At 67.6% G+C, this 20197-nt stretch carries 18 protein-coding genes; 11 read left to right on the top strand and 7 right to left on the bottom strand.

Annotated features, from left to right (window positions below):
• Positions 1-15: 15 nt before the first annotated feature.
• From sdhA to B0W80_RS17195, 4 genes are all read right to left on the bottom strand, one after another.
• Positions 16-1827: a succinate dehydrogenase flavoprotein subunit gene (gene sdhA, locus B0W80_RS17180; RefSeq protein WP_077000385.1), complete on the bottom strand. Its 1812-nt coding sequence runs from the start codon at positions 1825-1827 to the stop codon at positions 16-18.
• A gap of 5 nt (positions 1828-1832) precedes the next feature.
• A complete protein-coding gene (sdhD, locus tag B0W80_RS17185) occupies positions 1833-2198 on the bottom strand; it encodes a succinate dehydrogenase, hydrophobic membrane anchor protein (protein ID WP_077000386.1) in 366 nt (121 codons plus the stop codon).
• A 10-nt stretch (positions 2199-2208) separates the two neighbouring features.
• Positions 2209-2655 carry a succinate dehydrogenase, cytochrome b556 subunit gene (sdhC, locus tag B0W80_RS17190; RefSeq protein WP_077000387.1) on the bottom strand — a complete coding sequence of 149 codons (447 nt, stop codon included), beginning with the start codon at positions 2653-2655 and terminating at the stop codon, positions 2209-2211.
• Positions 2656-2829: 174 nt separating this feature from the next.
• Complete coding sequence (locus tag B0W80_RS17195; protein ID WP_143684668.1) at positions 2830-3591, bottom strand: GntR family transcriptional regulator; 762 nt, start codon at positions 3589-3591, stop codon at positions 2830-2832.
• Positions 3592-3797: 206 nt separating this feature from the next.
• Between B0W80_RS17195 and B0W80_RS17200 the strand changes: the two genes are divergently transcribed.
• The 5 genes from B0W80_RS17200 (at position 3798) to B0W80_RS17220 (ending at position 9835) form a co-directional block, all read left to right on the top strand.
• Positions 3798-4784, top strand: coding sequence for a malate dehydrogenase (locus B0W80_RS17200; protein ID WP_077000389.1), 987 nt, complete (start codon positions 3798-3800; stop codon positions 4782-4784).
• An 18-nt stretch (positions 4785-4802) separates the two neighbouring features.
• On the top strand, positions 4803-5579 hold the full coding sequence (tam, locus tag B0W80_RS17205; RefSeq protein WP_077000390.1) for a trans-aconitate 2-methyltransferase: 777 nt from the start codon (positions 4803-4805) through the stop codon (positions 5577-5579).
• A 10-nt stretch (positions 5580-5589) separates the two neighbouring features.
• The gene (locus B0W80_RS17210; protein ID WP_077000391.1) at positions 5590-6588 is read left to right on the top strand and encodes a CoA ester lyase; all 999 of its coding nucleotides are present in this window, start codon (positions 5590-5592) and stop codon (positions 6586-6588) included.
• Between the two features lie 27 nt (positions 6589-6615).
• The gene (locus B0W80_RS17215; protein ID WP_077000392.1) at positions 6616-7182 is read left to right on the top strand and encodes a hypothetical protein; all 567 of its coding nucleotides are present in this window, start codon (positions 6616-6618) and stop codon (positions 7180-7182) included.
• A gap of 61 nt (positions 7183-7243) precedes the next feature.
• Entirely contained in the window at positions 7244-9835 is a 2592-nt protein-coding gene (locus B0W80_RS17220; protein WP_077000393.1) for a bifunctional aconitate hydratase 2/2-methylisocitrate dehydratase, read from the top strand.
• 98 nt (positions 9836-9933) lie between these two features.
• On the opposite strand, the gene B0W80_RS17225 is transcribed toward B0W80_RS17220, so the two are convergent.
• Together B0W80_RS17225 and B0W80_RS17230 are read right to left on the bottom strand one after the other, a co-directional pair.
• Complete coding sequence (locus B0W80_RS17225; protein ID WP_077000394.1) at positions 9934-10434, bottom strand: pyridoxamine 5'-phosphate oxidase family protein; 501 nt, start codon at positions 10432-10434, stop codon at positions 9934-9936.
• A 106-nt stretch (positions 10435-10540) separates the two neighbouring features.
• Positions 10541-11368, bottom strand: coding sequence for a helix-turn-helix domain-containing protein (locus tag B0W80_RS17230; protein ID WP_077000395.1), 828 nt, complete (start codon positions 11366-11368; stop codon positions 10541-10543).
• Between the two features lie 130 nt (positions 11369-11498).
• Here B0W80_RS17230 and B0W80_RS17235 point away from each other — a divergent pair, with 130 nt between their 5' ends.
• Both B0W80_RS17235 and acnA read left to right on the top strand, forming a co-directional pair.
• The gene (locus B0W80_RS17235; RefSeq protein WP_077000396.1) at positions 11499-11915 is read left to right on the top strand and encodes a hypothetical protein; all 417 of its coding nucleotides are present in this window, start codon (positions 11499-11501) and stop codon (positions 11913-11915) included.
• 122 nt (positions 11916-12037) lie between these two features.
• Positions 12038-14806, top strand: coding sequence for an aconitate hydratase AcnA (acnA, locus tag B0W80_RS17240; RefSeq protein WP_077000397.1), 2769 nt, complete (start codon positions 12038-12040; stop codon positions 14804-14806).
• A 155-nt stretch (positions 14807-14961) separates the two neighbouring features.
• Here the strand turns inward: acnA and B0W80_RS17245 are convergent, their stop codons facing one another.
• The gene (locus B0W80_RS17245) at positions 14962-16416 is read right to left on the bottom strand and encodes a C13 family peptidase (RefSeq protein ID WP_179106953.1); all 1455 of its coding nucleotides are present in this window, start codon (positions 16414-16416) and stop codon (positions 14962-14964) included.
• A 100-nt stretch (positions 16417-16516) separates the two neighbouring features.
• On the opposite strand from B0W80_RS17245, the gene B0W80_RS17250 reads away from it, so the two are divergent.
• From B0W80_RS17250 to B0W80_RS17265, 4 genes are read left to right on the top strand one after another with little or no spacing between them, the layout of a single operon-like run.
• Positions 16517-16810 (top strand): FeoA family protein, encoded by a 294-nt coding sequence (locus tag B0W80_RS17250; RefSeq protein ID WP_256856604.1) that lies wholly within the window; start codon positions 16517-16519, stop codon positions 16808-16810.
• Positions 16803-18701, top strand: coding sequence for a ferrous iron transporter B (locus tag B0W80_RS17255; RefSeq protein ID WP_077000399.1), 1899 nt, complete (start codon positions 16803-16805; stop codon positions 18699-18701). Before B0W80_RS17250 ends, B0W80_RS17255 begins: the two co-directional genes overlap by 8 nt.
• Position 18702: 1 nt before the next feature.
• Entirely contained in the window at positions 18703-18981 is a 279-nt protein-coding gene (locus B0W80_RS17260) for a DUF6587 family protein (protein WP_077000400.1), read from the top strand.
• A gap of 5 nt (positions 18982-18986) precedes the next feature.
• The gene (locus B0W80_RS17265) at positions 18987-20168 is read left to right on the top strand and encodes an FAD-dependent monooxygenase (protein WP_077000401.1); all 1182 of its coding nucleotides are present in this window, start codon (positions 18987-18989) and stop codon (positions 20166-20168) included.
• Positions 20169-20197 lie beyond the last annotated feature (29 nt).

Genomic DNA, 20197 nt, shown 5'->3' on the forward strand with positions numbered 1-20197 from the left:
AAACCTGTGATGTTCTTAGAAGGTGCGGACCTTGGGAGGCACGGAGTCGACCGTCAGCGGCTTGAGCTTGACGGGCTTGTACGACAGGCGGTTGTCCGCGCTGTACCAGAGGGTGTGCTTCATCCAGTTCGCGTCGTCGCGGCCCAGCGGCGCGACCGGGTCGTCGGCCGGGCGTTCGTAGTCTTCCACCGTGTGTGCGCCGCGGCATTCGCGGCGAGCGGCGGCCGACACCATGGTGGCCTGCGCCACCTCGATCAGGTTGTCGACTTCGAGCGCCTCGATGCGCGCGGTGTTGAAGACGCGCGACTTGTCCTTGAGCGTCACGCCGGCGACGCGCCCGCGCACCTCGGCGATCTTCTGGACCCCTTCGTCCATCGATGCCTGCGTGCGGAACACGGCGGCGTGCTTCTGCATGACGGCACGGATGTCGTTGGCCACGTCCTGCGCATACTCGCCAGAGGTCGATGCCTCGAGCTGGTTCAGGCGTGCCAGGGTGCGGTCGGCGGCATCGGCCGGCAGCGGCTTGTGCTCACGGTTCTTGTCGTTGAACTCGACGATGTGGTTGCCGGCTGCGCGGCCGAACACCAGCAGGTCGAGCAGCGAGTTGGTGCCCAGGCGGTTGGCGCCGTGCACGCTCACGCACGAGCATTCGCCCACGGCATAGAGACCGTTGACCACCGAGCTGTTGTCGTCGCCCTTCTGGATGACGACCTGGCCGTGGATGTTGGTCGGGATGCCGCCCATCTGGTAGTGGATGGTCGGCACCACCGGGATCGGCTCCTTGGTGATGTCGACGTTGGCGAAGTTGACGCCGATCTCGTACACCGAGGGCAGACGCTTGTGGATGGTCTCGGCGCCCAGATGGTCCATCTTGAGCAGCACGTAGTCCTTGTTCGGGCCGCAGCCGCGGCCTTCCTTGATTTCCTGGTCCATCGAGCGCGAAACGAAGTCGCGCGGCGCCAGGTCTTTCAACGTCGGGGCGTAGCGTTCCATGAAGCGCTCGCCGTTGCTGTTGATCAAGATCGCGCCTTCGCCGCGGCAGCCTTCGGTCAGCAGCACGCCGGCGCCGGCCACGCCGGTCGGGTGGAACTGCCAGAACTCCATGTCCTGCAGCGGGATGCCCGAGCGCGCGGCCATGCCGAGGCCGTCGCCGGTGTTGATGAAGGCGTTGGTCGATGCACCGAAGATGCGGCCCGCCCCGCCGGTGGCCAGCAGCACGGTCTTGGCCTGCAGGATGTGCAGGTCGCCGGTTTCCATCTCGAGCGCCGTGACGCCGACCACGTCGCCGACGTCGTCGCGGATCAGGTCGAGTGCCATCCACTCGACGAAGAACTGCGTACGGGCCTCCACGTTCTTCTGATAGAGCGTGTGCAGCATCGCGTGGCCGGTGCGGTCGGCCGCGGCGCAGGCGCGCTGCACGGGCTTCTCGCCGTAGTTGGCCGTGTGGCCGCCGAAGGGGCGCTGGTAGATGGTGCCGTCCGGGTTGCGGTCGAAGGGCATGCCGAAGTGTTCGAGTTCGTACACGACCTTCGGTGCTTCGCGGCACATGAACTCGATCGCGTCCTGGTCGCCGAGCCAGTCGGAGCCCTTGATCGTGTCGTAGAAGTGGTAGTGCCAGTTGTCTTCGCTCATGTTGCCGAGCGAGGCGCCGACGCCGCCCTGGGCCGCCACGGTGTGCGAGCGGGTCGGGAAGACCTTGGAGAGCACGGCCACGTTGAGGCCGGCCCGAGCGAGCTGAAGCGAAGCGCGCATGCCGGAGCCGCCGGCGCCGACGATGACGACGTCGAACTTGCGCTTGGTGATCTGTTCTTTGGTGTAGGCGGACATGGCTATCAAACTCTCCAGAGCACTTGGATGGCCCAACCCGCGCAACCGACAAGCCAGACGATGGTGAAAACCTGCAAAACCAGGCGAATGCCGACGGGCTGGACGTAGTCCATCCAGACGTCACGCATGCCCACCCAGACGTGATAGAGCAGCGAAGCGATCGTCGCGAAGGTCAGCACCTTCATCCACTGCGACGCGAAGATGCCGGCCCAGGCGTCGTAGCCGATGGGGCCGCGCGTGAAGAGCACCTGCGCCAGCAGGATGATGGTGAAGAGCGCCATCAGCGCGCCGGTGATGCGCTGGCTGAGCCAGTCGCGCAGACCGTAGTGCGCGCCGACGACGACGCGCTTGGAGCCGTAGTTCACAGACATCTCGTGCTCCTCAGTACAGGCCGAACAACTTCGCGCCGAGGGCGAGGGTCAGCAGGATGCTGACGGCCAGCGTGGCGATGGCCGAGCTGTGACCGAACTCCTTGCTCACCGCGGCGTGGCTGACGTCCATCCACAGATGGCGCAGGCCGGCGATGAAGTGGTGCAGGTAGGCCCAGATCAGCGCCAGTGCCACCAGCTTGAGAAACCAGCCCGGAACGAAACCAAGGCCGCTGTTGAAGGCGGCCTTGAAGCGGGCGTAGGAGTATTCGGAAGACACGGACGTATCGAACATCCAGATCACGAAGGGCAGCAGCAGGAACATCAGCACGCCGCTCACGCGGTGCAGGATCGACACCAGGCCGGCGGGCGGCAGCCGGTAGGTTGTCAGGTCGGTGAAAGCGTTGATGTTGCGGAATTGGCGCCGCTGAGATCGGGGAGGTGTGGCCAGCTCTGTCATGAGGACTTTCGGAATTATTCGGTTGGCGGCTTGTTCTTTGGCAGAAATGCAAACAACGCAAAATTCTATTGCAACGCACCATCGCGGCGCTGACGCGTGCATGTCATCGCACTGCCGTGGTCGGATGCTCGCCCTCGGGCGACGCTGCGGAAATGCACCTTCATCACACCTTTGTCAGCCCAGCTCGTTGCGATAGTGGTGCGCGTCGGTGCGGTAGAGCCCGCGGCGCAGTTCCATCGGCGTGTCGTGGTAGGTGTGGGCCAGGCGCTCCACGCTCAGGAGCGGCGTGGCGGTGCTCACCTGCAGCAGCCCGGCCTGCGCTGCGTCGGGCAGCACGGCGCGGATCTTCTCCTCGGCCCGCACCATGCGCACGCCGAACTCGGTTTCGAACATCGCGTACATCGGCCCGTGCCATTCGCGCAGGCGCTCGGCCGTCAGGCCCTTGAACGGCGCCCCGGGCAGCCAGAGGTCTTCGAGGATGGTGGGCACGCCGCCGTAGGCCAACACGCGCCGCACCTGCAACACGGCGTCGCCGGTGCGCAGCGCCAGCAGGCGGGCGATGTCGGCGGTGGCGCGCAGCCGCTTGCAGTCGACGATCTCGCGCTCGGCCGGGCCCTCGCTGTCGACGTCGCCGCTGTCGGGCACGAGTTTCAGGAAGCGGTATTGCACGTGCTGCTCGGCATGCGTCGCGACGAAGGTGCCCTTGCCCTGGCGCCGTACCACCAGGTTCTCGGCGGACAGTTCGTCGATCGCCTTGCGCACGGTGCCCTGGCTCACGCGAAAGCGGGCGGCCAGGTCGATCTCGCTCGGGATCGGCTCGCCGGGCTTCCACTCGCCGGCGTGCAGGCTCTGCAGGATCAAGGACTTGATCTGCTGGTAGAGCGGGCTGAACGAGGGCGTCGCCGACTCGGGGAGGGCGGTGGAGGAGGTGGTCATGGCAAGGTCGGCCGCGCTGCGAGAGTGCTTCCGGGGCGACATCTTATATAAGACACAAGACCGGCGCCATCGAATGCGCAAATCGGCATAAAATCCGGGCCGGCCTTTGCGACCGGGCGAGATCGACACGGATACCGCCCGGCCCCCGACCTCCGCGGCCGAATCCGCGACCGCGCACCCGTATTCACCTTTCCTGGAGTTTTCCCATGAGCAAAAAGCCCGTTCGCGTTGCCGTCACCGGCGCCGCCGGTCAAATCGGTTACGCCCTGCTGTTCCGTATCGCCTCCGGCGAGATGCTCGGCAAGGACCAGCCGGTCATCCTGCAACTGCTCGAGATTCCGGACGAGAAGGCCCAGAAGGCGCTCAAGGGCGTGATCATGGAGCTCGAAGACTGCGCCTTCCCGCTGCTGGCCGGCGTGGTGCCAACCGGCGATCCGCTGGTGGCCTTCAAGGACGCCGACTACGCGCTGCTCGTGGGTGCCCGCCCCCGCGGCCCCGGCATGGAGCGCGCCGACCTGCTGGCCGCCAACGCCCAGATCTTCACCGCCCAGGGCAAGGCGCTCGACCAGGTCGCCAGCCGCAACGTCAAGGTGCTGGTGGTCGGCAACCCCGCCAACACCAACGCCTACATCGCCATGAAGAGCGCGCCCAGCCTGCCGCGCAAGAACTTCACCGCCATGCTGCGCCTGGACCACAACCGCGCCGCCAGCCAGATCGCCGCCAAGACCGGCACCGCCGTGGGCGACATCGAGAAGCTCACCGTCTGGGGCAACCACTCGCCCACGATGTACGCCGACTACCGCTTCGCCACCGTCGGCGGCAAGGGCGTCAAGGACCTGATCAACGACCAGGTCTGGAATGCCGACACCTTCCTGCCCACCGTGGGCAAGCGCGGCGCCGCCATCATCGAGGCGCGCGGCCTGTCGTCCGCCGCTTCGGCCGCCAACGCCGCCATCGACCACATTCGCGACTGGGCGCTGGGCTCCAATGGCAAGTGGGTCACCATGGGCATTCCGTCCGACGGCCAGTACGGCATTCCGAAGGACGTGATCTTCGGCTTCCCCGTCACCACCGAGAACGGCGAGTACAAGCTGGTCGAAGGCCTGGAAATCGACGCGTTCAGCCAAGAGCGCATCAACAAGACGCTGAAGGAACTTCAGGACGAGCAGGCCGGCGTCGCCCACCTCCTGTAAGCCATCCGCGTCCCCGGCATGCTCGACTGGAACCCCGCGCTCTACCGTCGCTACGAAGACGAGCGCACGCGCCCTGCACAGGAGCTGCTGGCGCGGGTTCCGCTGACCGAGGCCGCCCATGTGGTCGACCTCGGCTGCGGTCCCGGCAATTCCACCGAACTGCTGGTGCGCCGTTTTCCCGGCGCCGAAGTCACCGGCACCGACAACTCCGAGGCCATGCTGGTCAGCGCGCGCGAGCGGCTGCCGCAGGCCCGTTTCGAACTCAGCGACATCGCGGCCTGGCAGCCTGCGCAGGCGCCTTCGCTGATCTATGCCAACGCCTCGCTGCAATGGGTGCCCGATCACGAGACGCTGATCCCGCGCCTGTTCGCCGCGCTGGCCCCTGGTGGCGTGCTCGCCATCCAGATGCCCGACAACCGCGCAGAGCCTACGCATCGGGTGATGCGCGAAGTGGCGGCCGAGGCCCCGTGGGCCGCGGCCATCGGCGACGCCGACAAGCTGCGCACCGAACTGCTGCCGCTGGCCGGCTACTACGACCTGCTGGCCGCCGACGCGGCGCAGGTCGACGTCTGGCGCACGGCCTACCAGCACCCCATGGCCTCGGCTGCCGCCATCGTCGAATGGGTGCGCGGCACGGGGCTCAAGCCTTTCGTCGACCGCCTGCCGGCCGATCTGCAGGCGAGCTTCCTGGCCGAGTACGAGCGGCGCGTCGACGGCGCCTATCCGGCGCGCAGCGACGGCAAGCGGCTGCTGGCCTTTCCGCGCATGTTCATCGTCGCGCAGCGCAAACCTTGAACGAATCGACATGAGCGAATCCGTGCATCCCCAGGACGTGCTGCTCGGCGCCCAGGCCGGCGCCGTGGTGCTGCCGGTCTGCGACCACTACAGCGGCGTCGAGGCGCGCATGCGCAAGAGCCTCGCGCTGCAGGCCGAGATGGCCCAGGAATTCGGCGCCTGCGTGTTCGACGTCACGCTCGACTGCGAGGACGGCGCCCCGGTCGGTGGCGAGGCCGACCATGCGGCGCTGGTGACCGAACTGGCCCTGGCGGCCGCCCCCGGCATGCGCGTCGGCGTGCGCGTCCACCCGGTCGACCATGCGGCCTTCGCCGGCGACGTGATGACAATCGCCGGCCGTGCCGGGCACCGCCTGAGCCACCTGATGGTGCCCAAGGTCGAGTCGGCCCGCGACGTGCACGAGGCCGTCGAGGCGCTCAACGCCGTCGGCGCCGAAGCCTTGCCGATCCACGTGCTGATCGAGTCGCCCTTCGCCGTTCACCAGGCCTTCGAGATCGCCGCCCATCCGCGCGTGCAGTCCCTGAGCTTCGGCCTGATGGACTTCGTGTCGGCCCACGGCGGCGCGATCCCCGCCGACGGCATGGGCGCCGCGGGCCAGTTCACGCATCCGCTGGTGGTGCGCGCCAAGCTCGACATCTCATCGGCCGCGCACGCGCACGGCAAGGTGCCGTCGCATTGCGTGGTGACCGAGTTCAACGACGTCGAGGCGATGCGCGGCGCAGCAGCGAAGGCGGCCAACGAATTCGGCTACACGCGCATGTGGAGCATCCATCCGAACCAGATCCGCCCCATTCTGGAGGCCTTCGCGCCCGACGAGCGGCAGATTCAAACCGCAACAAAAATCCTCGTGTCCGCGGTCGCGGCCAATTGGGCCCCGGTCAGTTTTGATGGCACATTGCACGACCGCGCAAGCTACCGTCATTTCTGGCAGGTACTTTCGCGGGCACACGCCACCGGGCGCGCATTGCCGCCCGAAGCGCAGGCCTGGTTTGCGCCGGTGTCCTCCTGAAACCGAACTCCTCCAAAGGAAAGACCCATGAAGAAAATCGCCATCGCTTTCGCCGTCGCCCTCGCACTGCCGCTCTCGGCCGTGGCCCAGGGTGCCGCCGACGCGGCCAAGCCGCCGCTCAAGGAGCGCGCCAAGGACGCGGCCAAGAAGACCACGCAGAAGGTGGTGCCCAAGCGCGTCATCAAGAAGATCGAGGAAGCCAAGCCGATCAGCGAAGAATCGGACGTGGTGCTCACGCCCGAAGACCTGGCCGTGTCCAAGCGCGTGCTGACCGGCACGATCAAGTGCGAACTGGGCGCCAGCGTCGCGATCGAGAACAGCCAGAAGAAGGAAGGCTTCTTCGTGCTGACGCACGGCACGACCAAGTACTTCATGCACCCGGTCAACAGCCGCACCGGCGCGATCCGCCTCGAAGACCCCAAGGCCGAAGCCATGTGGCTGCAGCTGGGCAACAAGTCGATGCTGATGAGCCAGAAGCAGGGCCTGCGCCTGGCCGACGAATGCCAGGCGACCGAGCAGGCCATGATGGCCGAGGACATGAAGAAGAACCCGCCCAAGAGCCTGTTCGAAGGCGCCGACGGCGACAAGAAGTAAGCCAAAGGCGCAGGCGGCCCGCCTTTTGCTAGGCCGCCACGGTTCCGATCCGGAGAGAAAAATGTTGCAAGCCTACGTTGACCATGTCGCCGAGCGCGCCGCGCTCGGCATCCCGCCACTGCCCCTGTCGGCCAAGCAGACCAGCGAAGTCATCGACCTGATGAAGACCGCGACTGGCGAGAACGGCGAGTTCCTGCTGAACCTGCTCACGAACCGCGTGCCGGCCGGCGTGGACGATGCGGCCAAGGTCAAGGCGAGCTACCTGGCGGCGGTGGCCCACGGCACCGAGAAGAGCCTGCTCCTCTCGCGCGCCCATGCCACCGAGCTGCTCGGCACCATGCTGGGCGGCTACAACATCAGCCCGCTGATCGACCTGCTCGACGACGCCGAGGTCGGCGCCGTCGCGGCCGAGGGTTTGAAGAAAACCCTGCTCATGTTCGACCAGTTCCACGACGTCAAGGACAAGGCCGACAAGGGCAACGCCAACGCCAAGGCCGTGCTGCAAAGCTGGGCCGATGCCGAATGGTTCACCAGCCGGCCTGAAGTGCCGCAGAGCCTGACCGTGACGGTCTTCAAGGTGCCTGGTGAAACCAACACCGACGACCTGTCCCCGGCGCCCGACGCCACCACGCGCCCCGACATTCCGATGCACGCGCTGGCGATGCTCAAGAACAAGCGCGAAGGCACGGCTTTCACGCCCGAAGAAGACGGCAAGCGCGGCCCGATCAAGTTCATCGAATCGCTCAAGGACAAGGGCCACCAGATCGCCTACGTCGGTGACGTGGTCGGTACCGGCTCGTCGCGCAAGAGCGCCACCAACTCGGTGCTCTGGTTCACGGGCCAGGACATCCCCTACATCCCCAACAAGCGCTTCGGCGGCGTGTGCCTGGGCAGCAAGATCGCGCCGATCTTCTACAACACCATGGAAGACGCCGGCGCGCTGCCCATCGAGCTGGACGTCAACCAGATGGAAACGGGCGACGTGATCGAGCTGCGCCCCTACGACGGCCAGGCGCTCAAGGACGGCAAGGTCATCGCCGAATTCAAGGTCAAGAGCGACGTGCTGTTCGACGAAGTGCGTGCCGGCGGCCGCATTCCGCTGATCATCGGCCGCGGCCTGACGGCCAAGGCGCGTGAGGCGCTGGGCCTGCCGGCGTCGACGCTGTTCCGCCTGCCGGTCAGCCCGGTCGACACCAAGAAGGGCTTCTCGCTGGCCCAGAAGATGGTCGGCCGCGCCTGCGGCCTGCCGGAAGGCCAGGGCGTGCGCCCCGGCACCTACTGCGAGCCCAAGATGACCTCCGTCGGCAGCCAGGACACCACCGGTCCAATGACGCGCGACGAACTGAAGGACCTGGCCTGCCTGGGCTTCAGCGCCGACCTGGTGATGCAGTCCTTCTGCCACACGGCGGCCTACCCGAAGAAGGTCGACGTGAAGATGCACCACGAGCTGCCGGACTTCATCTCCACCCGCGGCGGCGTGTCGCTGCGCCCTGGCGACGGCGTGATCCACAGCTGGCTCAACCGCCTGCTGACGCCCGACACCGTGGGCACCGGCGGCGACAGCCACACCCGTTTCCCGATCGGCATCAGCTTCCCGGCCGGCTCGGGCCTGGTGGCCTTCGCGGCCGCCACCGGCGTGATGCCGTTGGACATGCCCGAATCGGTGCTGGTGCGCTTCAAGGGCAAGATGCAGCCCGGCGTGACCCTGCGCGACCTGGTCAACGCGATTCCGCTCTACGCGATCAAGCAAGGGCTGCTGACGGTCGAGAAAAAGGGCAAGAAGAACATCTTCTCCGGCCGCATCCTCGAGATCGAGGGCCTGCCCGAGCTCAAGGTCGAACAAGCCTTCGAACTCAGCGACGCCTCGGCCGAGCGCTCCGCCGCCGGCTGCACGGTGCACCTGAACAAGGAGCCGATCGCCGAGTACATCAACAGCAACATCACGCTGATGAAGTGGATGATCGCCGAGGGCTACGCCGACGCGCGCACGCTGCAACGCCGCATCGCCGCGCAGGAAGCCTGGCTCAAGAACCCGCAACTGCTGGAAGGCGACGCCGACGCCGACTATGCGGCGGTGATCGACATCGACCTGGCCGAGATCCACGAGCCCATCGTGGCCTGCCCGAACGACCCGGACGACGTGAAGACGCTGTCGGACGTGGCCGGCGCGCAGATCGACGAAGTGTTCATCGGCTCCTGCATGACCAACATCGGCCACTTCCGTGCGGCGTCGAAGCTGCTCGAAGGCAAGCGCGACATCCCGGTCAAGCTGTGGATCGCGCCGCCCACCAAGATGGACGCGCACCAGCTCACCGAAGAAGGCCACTACGGCGTGTTCGGCAACGCCGGCGCGCGTACCGAGATGCCGGGCTGCTCGCTGTGCATGGGCAACCAGGCGCAGGTGCGCGAAGGCGCGACGGTCATGTCGACCAGCACGCGCAACTTCCCGAACCGGCTGGGCAAGAACACCAACGTGTACCTGGGCAGCGCCGAGCTGGCCGCCATCTGCTCGCGCCTGGGCCGCATTCCGACGAAGGAAGAGTACATGGCCAGTGTGGGCGTGCTCGAGGCCGCCAGCGACCAGATCTATCAGTACCTCAACTTCGACAAGATCGAAGAGTTCACCGAGGTCGCGAACACGGTCACGGCCTGAGCCTCACCGCGCATGACGAAGCCCGCCTCAGGCGGGCTTTGTTTTTGGCGCTGCCCGCTGCCCGAACCGGGCCGGAACCCAGCTGGACCGAGCCAGAATCAGCTGACGCGCAGCTTCTCGTGCTCCGCCAACTGCTTGGGCGGGTTGCCGGTGACGGCCGACGCGGCCATCTTGAGCAACTGCACCATCTTGCTGTCGGTCACATCCCAGTACTCGGCCTCGACGATCTGCACGCCGAGCAAGCCCAGGTTGGGGTCGGTCACGCCCTTGGGGAACCAGGCCTTGGCCATGGTGGTGAAGAGGCGTTCCTTGAGCGCCTGGTCTTCCACCAGCGCGGCGCGCCCGGCGACCGACACGTAGCTGTCGGCATCGGTATTGGCGTACGCGACGTTGACCACCGGGTCGGACGCGACGTGCCGGGCGACGTCGCCGTCCTTCGGCACGAAGAAGTACAGGGTCGCGCCTTCGTTCAGGTCCTTGCTCTGGGTGGTGAGCGGATGGCTGTGCAGTTGCCCGTCGCCATGGCGGTGGGTCAGCATGCCGTAGCGGGTGTCCTTGATCAGGTCCCAGAGCTTGGCGTGTTGGTCGTTGGTGGGCATGGGCATCTCCGTTGAGTTGAAAGGGATGCGTTCACGCTAAGACCCGTTGCACGCGCGCGCCGACGCGAATGATCGCGTCTGCATGTGGTCCGTGGCCGACCCGCCGTCAGCCTGATGCCTGCGCCGCCATCGCGGCAAGCACCGCCGCCGTATGCGCGTCGGCGGGGAAAAAGGACTCGACCGCCAGTTCCTGCAGCGTCACGTCGACCGGCGTGCCGAAGATGGTGGTGGTGCTGATGAAGCTCAGCACGCCTTGCGGCGATGCGTACTGGAAGGGCACCGCCACGCCGGCCAGTTCATGGTGCATGGCCGGTGTGTCGTGGCTGACGCTCGGCGTCGGATAGGCTGCCAACTCGTCGTGCAGCGAGGCCAGCGTCGCATCGCCCGTGGCGGCGATCTGCTGCTGCAGGCGCTCCAGCAAGTGCGCGCGCCATTGCGGCAGGTTGGCGATGCGCGGCGCCAGGCCGTCCGGATGCAGGCTGAGCCGCAGCACGTTGACGGGCGGCGTGATCAGTTCGATGGATGCACCCTCCATCAGCAGCGGCACGAGGGCGTTGTGGGCGACCAGGTTCCAGTGCCGGTCGACCGCCAATGCCGGGAAGGGCTCGTGCCCCTTGAGCACCAGGTCTACCGCCTGGCGCGCGGGGGCCAGCGCCGGGTCGTCCAGCGAGCGCTGCCGGTACATCGGCGCATAGCCGGCCGCCACCAGCAGCGTGTTGCGCTCGCGCAGCGGCACGTCCAGCCGCTCGGCCAGGCGCAGCACCATCTCGCGGCTGGGTTCGGCACGGCCCGTCTCCACGTAGCTCAAATGCCGGGTGGACACCTGCGCCTCGTGCGCCAGGTCGAGCTGGCTCAGGCGGCGGTGCTGGCGCCAGTGGCGCAGGTGGGCGCCGAAGGAATCGGCGGCGGTGGGCGGCGTCGGTTGCGAGGTCATGGCGCCATCCTAGTGAAGCGGCGCATGTTGCCGATGACCTGGCAGGTCATCGACCGTCGGCGCCGTGGCCGGAATCATCGGGGCACAACGCAGCAGGAAGGGCCTGCAGCGATCACCCAGGAGCCTCGAAATGTCCGTCTTCGCTTCCCCCCGATTCCTTCCCCGCGTGATGGGGGCCGATGCCTTGTCCTGTGCCGCCACGGGTTTGCTGCAGCTGGCGTTCACGGCTCCGCTGGCCCGGTTGACGGGCCTGCCGGCGCCGCTGCTGCTGGCCACGGGCGTCTTCCTCGTCGCCTATGCGACGGCAGCCGCATGGATGGCCCTGCGGGCCCAGCCGCCGCGCCGGCTCATCGGCCTGATCGCCGCGGGCAACCTGGGTTGGGCCGTCGGATGCATCGTGCTGCTCGCCGTGAGCGGTGGCGCGTTCAGCGTCTTCGGTTGGGCCTGGGTGCTGGCCCAGGCCGTGACCGTGGCACTGCTGGCCGAAATGCAGTGGCTGGGCCTGCGTCACACTCGGCCGGGCCGCACGGGAATCTACGCCGCCTGAGAGCGTGGGCGACGCGGCGCAGAGCCCGGAGGCGCCGTTGGGGGATGGCTTCCCGAGCGATCACCCCGTCATCGAACCCTGCTATCTTCGAGGCGCTTCCACGATCCCCCAAGGAGTTCCTCATGGCCCAAGAACCGGCACACGCTTTTGCCCCCGCGCTCAAGACCTTCAAGACGGCATCGGGCAAAGCCGGCAAGTACTGGTCACTCAAGGAACTCGCGAAGCAGTACCCCAACGTCGAGAAGCTGCCGGTGTCGATCCGCATCGTGCTCGAGTCGGTGATGCGCAACTGCGATGGCCAGAAGGTCACGCCCGAGCACGTGGAGCAGCTCGCCAACTGGGCACCCAACGCCGACCGCACCGAAGAGATTCCGTTCGTGGTGACGCGCGTGGTGCTGCAGGACTTCACCGGCGTGCCGCTCCTGGCCGACCTGGCCGCGATGCGCAGCGTGGCGCAGAAGCTGGGCAAGTCGCCCAAGACGATCGAGCCGCTGGTGCCGGTCGACCTGGTGGTGGACCACTCGGTGATGGTCGACCACTTCGGCACGCCGAAGGCGCTCGACCTCAACATGAAGCTCGAGTTCCAGCGCAACAACGAGCGCTACCAGTTCATGAAGTGGGGCATGCAGGCCTTCGACACCTTCGGCGTGGTGCCGCCCGGCTTCGGCATCGTGCACCAGGTCAACCTCGAATACCTCGGGCGCGGCGTCTACAAGAGTGCCGCCGACAAGGCGGACACGCCGGTCTACTACCCCGACTCCCTGGTCGGCACCGACAGCCACACGACCATGATCAACGGCATCGGCGTCGTCGGCTGGGGCGTGGGCGGCATCGAGGCCGAGGCCGCGATGCTGGGCCAGCCGGTCTACTTCCTCACGCCCGACGTGGTGGGCTTCGAGCTCGGCGGCAAGCTGCGCGAGGGCGTCACCGCCACCGACCTCGTGCTGTACGTCACCAACATCCTGCGCAGCGAAAAGGTGGTGGGCAAGTTCGTCGAGTTCTTCGGGCCCGGTGCGGCCTCCATTCCCGTGCCCGACCGCGCGACCATCGGCAACATGGCGCCCGAGTACGGCGCGACGATGGGCTTCTTTCCGGTGGACGAAGCCACCGTCGAGTACTTCAAGGGCACGGGCCGCACCGACAAGGAAATCGAGCGCTTCGAGGCCTACTACAAGGCGCAGGGCCTGTTCGGCATGCCGGCGCCCGGCCAGCTCAATTACACCAAGGTGGTGAAGCTCGACCTCGGCACCGTCACGCCCAGCCTGGCCGGCCCCAAGCGGCCGCAGGACCGCATCGACCTCGGCCACCTGGCCACCCGCTTCACCGAGCTCTACAGCAAGCCGATCGAGGCCAACGGCTTCAACCAGCCGGCCGAACAGCTCAAGACGCGCTACCCGATCGCCATGGCGGCGTCGCCGGAGGGCACGCGTGCCAACGAAGGCGAAGTGAGCATCGGCAACGGCGACGTGCTGATCGCCGCCATCACCTCGTGCACCAACACGTCCAACCCCAGCGTGCTGCTGGCGGCCGGCTTGCTGGCCAAGAAGGCGGTGGAGGCGGGGCTCACCGTCAAGCCGCACGTGAAGACCTCGCTGGCGCCCGGCTCGCGCATCGTGACCGAATACCTCGAAAAGGCCGGCCTGCTGCCGTACCTCGAGAAGCTGGGCTTCTACCTGGCCGGCTACGGCTGCACCACCTGCATCGGCAACGCGGGCGACCTGGCGCCGGAGATCAACGACGTCATCACCAAGAACAACCTGGTGGGTGCGGCGGTGCTGTCGGGCAACCGCAACTTCGAGGCCCGCATTCATCCCAACATCAAGGCCAACTTCCTGGCCTCGCCGCCGCTGGTAGTGGCCTACGCGATCGCGGGCAACGTGATGGTCGACCTCATGACCCAGCCCGTGGGCAAGGGCAAGAAGGGGCAGGACGTGTACCTGGGCGACATCTGGCCGAGCGTGAAGGAGATCGACCAGAACCTGCGCTATGCGATGAACGCGAAGGCCTTCCGCAAGAACTACGAGCAGATCCAGGACAACCCCGGCAAGCTGTGGAGCAGCATCAAGGGCACGACCGGCCAGGTGTACGACTGGCCGGCCTCGACCTACATTGCCGAGCCGCCCTTCTTCGACGGCTTCAAGATGGAGCCGCACGCTGCGGACGCGGGCTTCCGCAACGGGCGCATCATGGCGCTCTTCGGCGACTCGATCACCACCGACCACATCTCGCCGGCCGGCTCGATCAAGGAAAGCTCACCGGCCGGCATCTGGCTCAAGGCGAACGGCGTGTCGAAGGCCGACTTCAACAGCTACGGTTCGCGCCGCGGCAACCACGACGTGATGATGCGCGGCACCTTCGCCAACGTGCGCATCAAGAATCTCATGATCCCGCCCGGCGCCGACGGCTCGCGCGAGGAGGGCGGGCTCACGCTGTTCCAGCCCGGCAACGAGAAGATGGCCATCTACGACGCGGCGATGAAGTACATCGAGCAGGACGTGCCCACCGTCATCTTCGGCGGCGAGGAATACGGCACCGGCTCGTCGCGCGACTGGGCCGCCAAGGGCACGCAGCTGCTGGGCATCAAGGCCGTGGTGGCGCGCAGCTTCGAGCGCATCCACCGCGCCAACCTGGTCGGCATGGGCGTGCTGCCGCTGCAGTTCCGCGGCGCCGATTCGTGGGAAACGCTCTGCCTCACCGGCGACGAGAAGATCGACGTGGTGATCGGCGGCGAACTCAAGCCGCAGATGGACGTGAAGCTGGTCGTGCACCGCGCCGATGGGTCTCATCAGGAGGTGACGGTGCGCCTGCGCATCGATACGCCGATCGAGGTCGACTACTACAAGCACGGTGGGATTCTTCCGTTCGTGCTGCGGCAACTGCTGGCTGCTTAGATCTCCCCCAGGCTCCCCCACTTCGTGTGGTCCGCCAACCCCCTCACCGGGGGCAACACCAGCGGCCCGGCAAAGCCGGTTCCGCGGTGTTCCCCGCCTCGTGTGCGCGGGAGGTGGCCGTAGGACGAGGCTCTAGTTGTTGTCGAGGCGCTGCGTCAGCTTCTCGAGTACCGGCCGGATGCCGTCGCCCAGCTGATCTGCGGGTTCGAGAAGCCGTCTTCCTTGCCGGCGTCGATCTCGCGCTGCTTGATGACCGGCACCGCGGCGGCGAAGGCGGCTTCGAAGGAATGGCGCTTTCGCAGTTCTTCGTCGAAGAGCGCGCGGCCGAAGAAGGTCAGCTCGGAGCGGTGGCCGCAGCCGTAGGACGTGTGATCGGCATCGGCGGCCGTCATGATCAGGCTGTCGTCGGTGGCCAAGGGCTCGATCCATCCGCCCGAGTAGCAGGCCGAGATCGCGACCACCCGGTGGCGAATGCCAGCCGCGTCGAGCGCCTCGCGCAACTGCTGCGGCGTCAGCCATTGCACCGTGAGCGGCCAGTGCGACGACGCCAGCTTGAAGTCGCGCGCGCCGTGCGAGGTCATGTAGATCACCAGCAGGTCTTCGTCGCGGTTCATGCGTTCGCCCATGGCCGCGATGGCGCGCTGCAGGTTCAGCGGCGTGGCCCACGGCAGTTCCTGCGCGGTGCTCACGTGATTGAGCAGGCGCAGCACGCGGCCCTTGGCGTCGAAGCGCTCTTCGAGCACCTCGGTGACCATGCGGCTTTCGCGCAGGAAGACGTCTTCGGATGCATAGGGTGCGAACACCAGGCCATAGACGTTGGCCTGGCCCTCGCGGCGCGGGGCGATGCCGTCGACGGCGCGCTGCCACACGGCCTGCTGGGCCTCGAACAGCTCCTGCGACAGGTACATGCGGGGCCGCTCGTCCTTCGAAGAAGCGCTGACTTCCTCCTGCCAATAGCGGTCCTGCACCTGCAGCGACTGCCAGATGTCCAGTGCGCTGAGCGCGAGCAGGCCCGGCACGAAGATCGCGAGCCGGCTGGCGTTCGGCGCGCAACGGGCCATGAGCCACACGGCGGCCATCACGCTGATGCCGAGCAGCGCGCCATACACCGTCCAGAAGCCCCTCGTCGTGGTCAGAGCGGCAGGCAGCCAGCCCCGGAAATAGGCGATCGACAGGCCGATCATGAGAAGCGTCCAGGGCAGGGCAGCCCAGGTGCCGAGCGCGAACCAGCGGCTCAGGCTGCTGCGCCGTGCGTCCGGCGCCGACCCCGAATTCGAGCCCGGCGTCAGCGTCCACCAGCCGAGCCACAGCATCAGGCAGACCGGCCACAGGCTCTCGAGCGCGGGGAGCGGATGGAAACGCGCCGGCCCGTCGATCTGGAGGCGCGCGAGTGCGATGAAGAGCAGGCTCGGAATGGCCACCAGCAGCATCAGCTGCCAGGGGCGCGGCGAGCCTTCGATGCGTGGCGCGAGCATCAGTGAGGCGCGCAGTCCCGCAGCCATCCAGCGGCCCAGCGGCGCGGCTGCGGGAGCACGCTTTCCTTCGGCGGCTGCACGGGCTTCCGCCGGCGCGCCGATGTCCTCGTCCTTATCAGTTTGTGGATCGTTCATGCACCGATCATGCCTCTCGCGCGGGGGTACTCCGGCCGCCAATCGCCCGGCGCCGCCGATTTCGAGAATAATTCTCATTTTTGTCGAACGGGATTTGCGGGTGACCACAACGAACGGCGCGGCCACGGCGGCCGCCATCAGCCTCGATCAACTGCCCAGCCACGAATGGGCCACGGTGCTGGATGTCTCCAGGCCCGAAGAGGCCGAAGAACGCGACCTGGTGCTGCGCCTCACCGAAATCGGCTTCGTGCCCGGCGAGGTGGTGCGCATCGTCGCCACCGGCGTGCCCGGCCGCGAGCCCCTGGCCGTTCGACTGGGCCACACCACTTTCGCGCTGCGGCGCCACGAAGCCGCGCTGGTGCGCGTGATGCCGGGAGCTGCAAAGCATGTCTGAGGCCACCGTCAGCTTCCAGCCCGGCGCCGCCGTGTCCTCGGCGCCGCCCGGGCGCATTGCCCTGCTGGGCAATCCCAATTGCGGCAAGACCGCGCTGTTCAACCTGCTCACGGGCAGCCGCCAGAAGGTGGCCAACTACGCCGGCGTAACCGTCGAGCGCAAGGAAGGCATGCTGCGCACGCCCGCCGGCCGTCGCGTGTTCGTGCTCGACCTGCCGGGCGCCTACAGCCTGAACGCGCTGTCGGCCGACGAGGCGGTGACGCGCGACGTCGTCACGGGCAAGAGCCAGGAGGCGCTGCCTGACCTGCTGGTGTGCGTGACCGACGCCACCAACCTGCGGCTCAACCTGCGCCTGGTGCTCGAAGCCCGGCGCCTGGGCCTGCCGATGGTGGTGGCGCTCAACATGACCGACATGGCGAAGAAGCAGGGCATCGCGATCGACGTGCCGCTGCTGTCGCGCGAACTCGGCGTGCCCGTCATCGAAACCGTGGGCGTGCATGCCGGCGGTGCCCAGAACCTGCTCGCTGCCCTCGATGCACCGGTGGCGGTGGCGCAGACCGTGCAGTGGCAAGCGCCCGACCTCGACGACGTGCTCGCCACCCAGCGCGAGGTGCGCCGCATCCTGTCGGCCGTGGTGCGCGAGCCCGCCGGCAGCCTGGACTTCAGCGATCGCCTCGACCGCGTCGTCATGCATCCGCTGTGGGGCACGCTGGTGCTGGCCGTCACGCTGTTCCTGATGTTCCAGGCGGTGTTCAGCTGGGCCGCGCTGCCCATGGATGCCATCAAGGACGGCACCGCTGCCATTGGCGAACTGATCAAGCGAGTGGTGCCCGAGGGCATGCTGCAGAGCCTGCTGGTCGACGGCATCATCGCGGGCGTCGGCGGCGTCATCGTCTTCCTGCCGCAGATCCTGATCCTGTTCCTCTTCATCCTCGCGCTCGAAGATTCGGGCTACCTGCCGCGCGCTGCCTTCCTGCTCGACCGCGTGATGGGCACGGTGGGCTTGTCGGGCCGCTCCTTCATTCCGCTGCTGTCGAGTTTCGCCTGCGCCATTCCCGGCGTGATGGCCACGCGCACCATCAGCAACTGGCGCGACCGCCTGACCACCATCATGATCGCGCCGCTGATGACCTGCTCGGCCCGTCTGCCCGTGTATGCGCTGCTGATCGCCGCGTTCATCCCGGCGACCACCGTGGGCGGCGTATTCAACCTGCAGGGCGTGGTGCTGTTCGCGCTGTACGTCTTCGGCATCGTCTCGGCCATGGCCGTGGCCTGGGTCATGAAGCGTTTCCGCGACACCAAACAGCGCTCGCCGTTGATGATGGAGTTGCCGGCCTACCGGTGGCCCAACCTGCGCAACCTGGCGCTGGGCTTGTACGAGCGGGCGTGGATCTTCATCCAGCGCGTGGGCACGATCATCCTGACGCTGACGATCCTGCTGTGGTTCCTGTCGACCTTCCCTTCGCCGCCCGACGGCGCGACCGGCCCGGCCATCCAGTACAGCCTGGCCGGCACCATCGGCCGCTGGCTCGAGCACATCTTCGCGCCCATCGGCTTCAACTGGCAGATCTCGATCGCGCTGGTGCCCGGCATGGCGGCACGCGAGGTGGCGGTGGGTGCACTCGGCACGGTGTATGCGCTGTCGGCCACCGGCGACGACGTGGCCGGCGCGCTGGAGCCGCTGATCGCCGGCAGCTGGTCGCTGGCTACCGCGCTGTCGCTGCTGGTCTGGTATGTCTTCGCGCCGCAGTGCATTTCGACCCTGGCGGCGGTGAAGCGCGAAACCGGCTCGTGGCGCTACGTGTGGATCATGGCCGGGTATTTGTTCGCGCTCGCCTACATTGCGTGCCTGGTGACTTATCGTGTGACCCTGGCACTCACAGGAGGATGAGATGACTCAACAGATCATCGTCGGCTTGATCGTCGCCCTGGCCGCGATCTACGCGGTCTGGCGCTGGATGCCCGCCGGCTGGCGCCGCTCGGCCGCCGCGCGGCTGGCTTCGGGCTCGCAGCGCGCGGGCCTGGTCGATGCGCAGCGCGCGCAGCAACTCGCCAAGTCGCTGGCCAAGACGTCCGGCTGCGGCTCCTGCGACAGCTGCGGCAGCTGTGCGACCCCCGCCGCGCCGTCGACCGACAAGCGCCAACAAACGCCGGCCACGCACAAGCCTTGAGCGGCATGCCCGCCGCGCACATCCTGGTCGCAGGTGGCGGCATCGCGGGCCTGTCCAGCGCACTCGCGCTGGCCCGCCGCCGCCATCGGGTCGACCTGTTCGAACAGGCGCTTGCCTTCGCCGAAGTCGGCGCGGGCATCCAGCTGGGCCCCAACGTCGCACGCCGGCTGCAGGCGCTCGGCGTCTGGGAGCCGCTGATGCGCATCGCCGCCAAGCCCGAGGCGCTGGTCGTGCGCAGCGCGGTCCACGGCGGCGAGATCGCCCGGCTGCCCTTGGGCAATGCCATGTTGCGCAGCTACGGCGCGCCCTACCTTTGCGCCCACCGCGCCGACCTGCACGGGCTGCTTCTCGCGGCCGTGCGCGGCAGTGGTGCCGTCACACTGAACACCGGGGCACGCATCACCGATGCCGTCGCACGGGCCGGCGCCGTGTGCGTCGCGAGCACGGCGACCCACGCCTGGGAAGGCGACGCACTGATCGGTGCCGACGGTTTGTGGAGCGCCGTGCGCGCCCGCGTGGTCGGCGACGACCAGCCGCCGCGCGAGACCGGCCACACCGCCTGGCGTGCGCTGATCACGCAGTCCTCGCTGCCGGCCGCCTTGCGCAGCAACCAGGTCAGCGTCTGGCTGGGCCCCCGTCTGCACGCGGTGGCGTACCCGGTCCGTCGCGGCGAGGCGCTCAACGTGGTGGTGCTGGCCGAGGCCGCGCCCACAGGCGACGCGCGCGACTGGGACCAGGCCAGCAGCCTGGCCACCCTGCAGGCAGCGACCGGCCACACCGATGCCAGCGTGCAGGCATTGCTCGAAGCCATGCCCGCCTGGCGCGCCTGGACCTTGTGCGACCGGCCACCGCTCAGCGGCCCGGAGCAGATGGCCGGCGAACGCGTGGCCCTGGCCGGCGACGCGGCGCATCCCATGCTCCCCTATCTGGCCCAGGGCGCGGGCATGGCGATCGAGGACGCAGTCGCGCTGGCCGAAGCGCTCGACGGCTGCGACGCGGAAGCCGTGCCGCAGCGGCTCGCGCTTTATGCGCGCGCTCGTTGGCAGCGCAATGCGCAGGTGCAGGCCAAGGCGCGCCGCAACGGCGAGATCTTCCACGCCACCGGACTGATGCGAATGGGGCGTGATGCGGCGATGCGAATGATGGGGTCTCGGCTGCTGGATCAGCCTTGGCTTTACGGTGCGTGACAGCGCTTTGGATTGAGGCCAGGCCTTCA

The organism is Variovorax sp. KK3 (genome assembly GCF_001984055.1).
GTDB lineage: Bacteria > Pseudomonadota > Gammaproteobacteria > Burkholderiales > Burkholderiaceae_C > Variovorax.

Coding starts and splice junctions, on each gene's coding strand:
- B0W80_RS17210 (WP_077000391.1), top strand. CDS start 5,590: ATGAGCGAATCCGTGCATCCCCAGGACGTGCTGCTCGGCGCCCAGGCC.
- B0W80_RS17235 (WP_077000396.1), top strand. CDS start 11,499: ATGTCCGTCTTCGCTTCCCCCCGATTCCTTCCCCGCGTGATGGGGGCC.
- B0W80_RS17245 (WP_179106953.1), bottom strand. CDS start 16,416: ATGAACGATCCACAAACTGATAAGGACGAGGACATCGGCGCGCCGGCG.
- B0W80_RS17215 (WP_077000392.1), top strand. CDS start 6,616: ATGAAGAAAATCGCCATCGCTTTCGCCGTCGCCCTCGCACTGCCGCTC.
- B0W80_RS17225 (WP_077000394.1), bottom strand. CDS start 10,434: ATGCCCACCAACGACCAACACGCCAAGCTCTGGGACCTGATCAAGGAC.
- B0W80_RS17255 (WP_077000399.1), top strand. CDS start 16,803: ATGTCTGAGGCCACCGTCAGCTTCCAGCCCGGCGCCGCCGTGTCCTCG.
- B0W80_RS17260 (WP_077000400.1), top strand. CDS start 18,703: ATGACTCAACAGATCATCGTCGGCTTGATCGTCGCCCTGGCCGCGATC.
- sdhC (WP_077000387.1), bottom strand. CDS start 2,655: ATGACAGAGCTGGCCACACCTCCCCGATCTCAGCGGCGCCAATTCCGC.
- B0W80_RS17265 (WP_077000401.1), top strand. CDS start 18,987: ATGCCCGCCGCGCACATCCTGGTCGCAGGTGGCGGCATCGCGGGCCTG.
- acnA (WP_077000397.1), top strand. CDS start 12,038: ATGGCCCAAGAACCGGCACACGCTTTTGCCCCCGCGCTCAAGACCTTC.
- sdhA (WP_077000385.1), bottom strand. CDS start 1,827: ATGTCCGCCTACACCAAAGAACAGATCACCAAGCGCAAGTTCGACGTC.
- sdhD (WP_077000386.1), bottom strand. CDS start 2,198: ATGTCTGTGAACTACGGCTCCAAGCGCGTCGTCGTCGGCGCGCACTAC.
- B0W80_RS17200 (WP_077000389.1), top strand. CDS start 3,798: ATGAGCAAAAAGCCCGTTCGCGTTGCCGTCACCGGCGCCGCCGGTCAA.
- B0W80_RS17195 (WP_143684668.1), bottom strand. CDS start 3,591: ATGACCACCTCCTCCACCGCCCTCCCCGAGTCGGCGACGCCCTCGTTC.
- B0W80_RS17230 (WP_077000395.1), bottom strand. CDS start 11,368: ATGACCTCGCAACCGACGCCGCCCACCGCCGCCGATTCCTTCGGCGCC.
- B0W80_RS17220 (WP_077000393.1), top strand. CDS start 7,244: ATGTTGCAAGCCTACGTTGACCATGTCGCCGAGCGCGCCGCGCTCGGC.
- tam (WP_077000390.1), top strand. CDS start 4,803: ATGCTCGACTGGAACCCCGCGCTCTACCGTCGCTACGAAGACGAGCGC.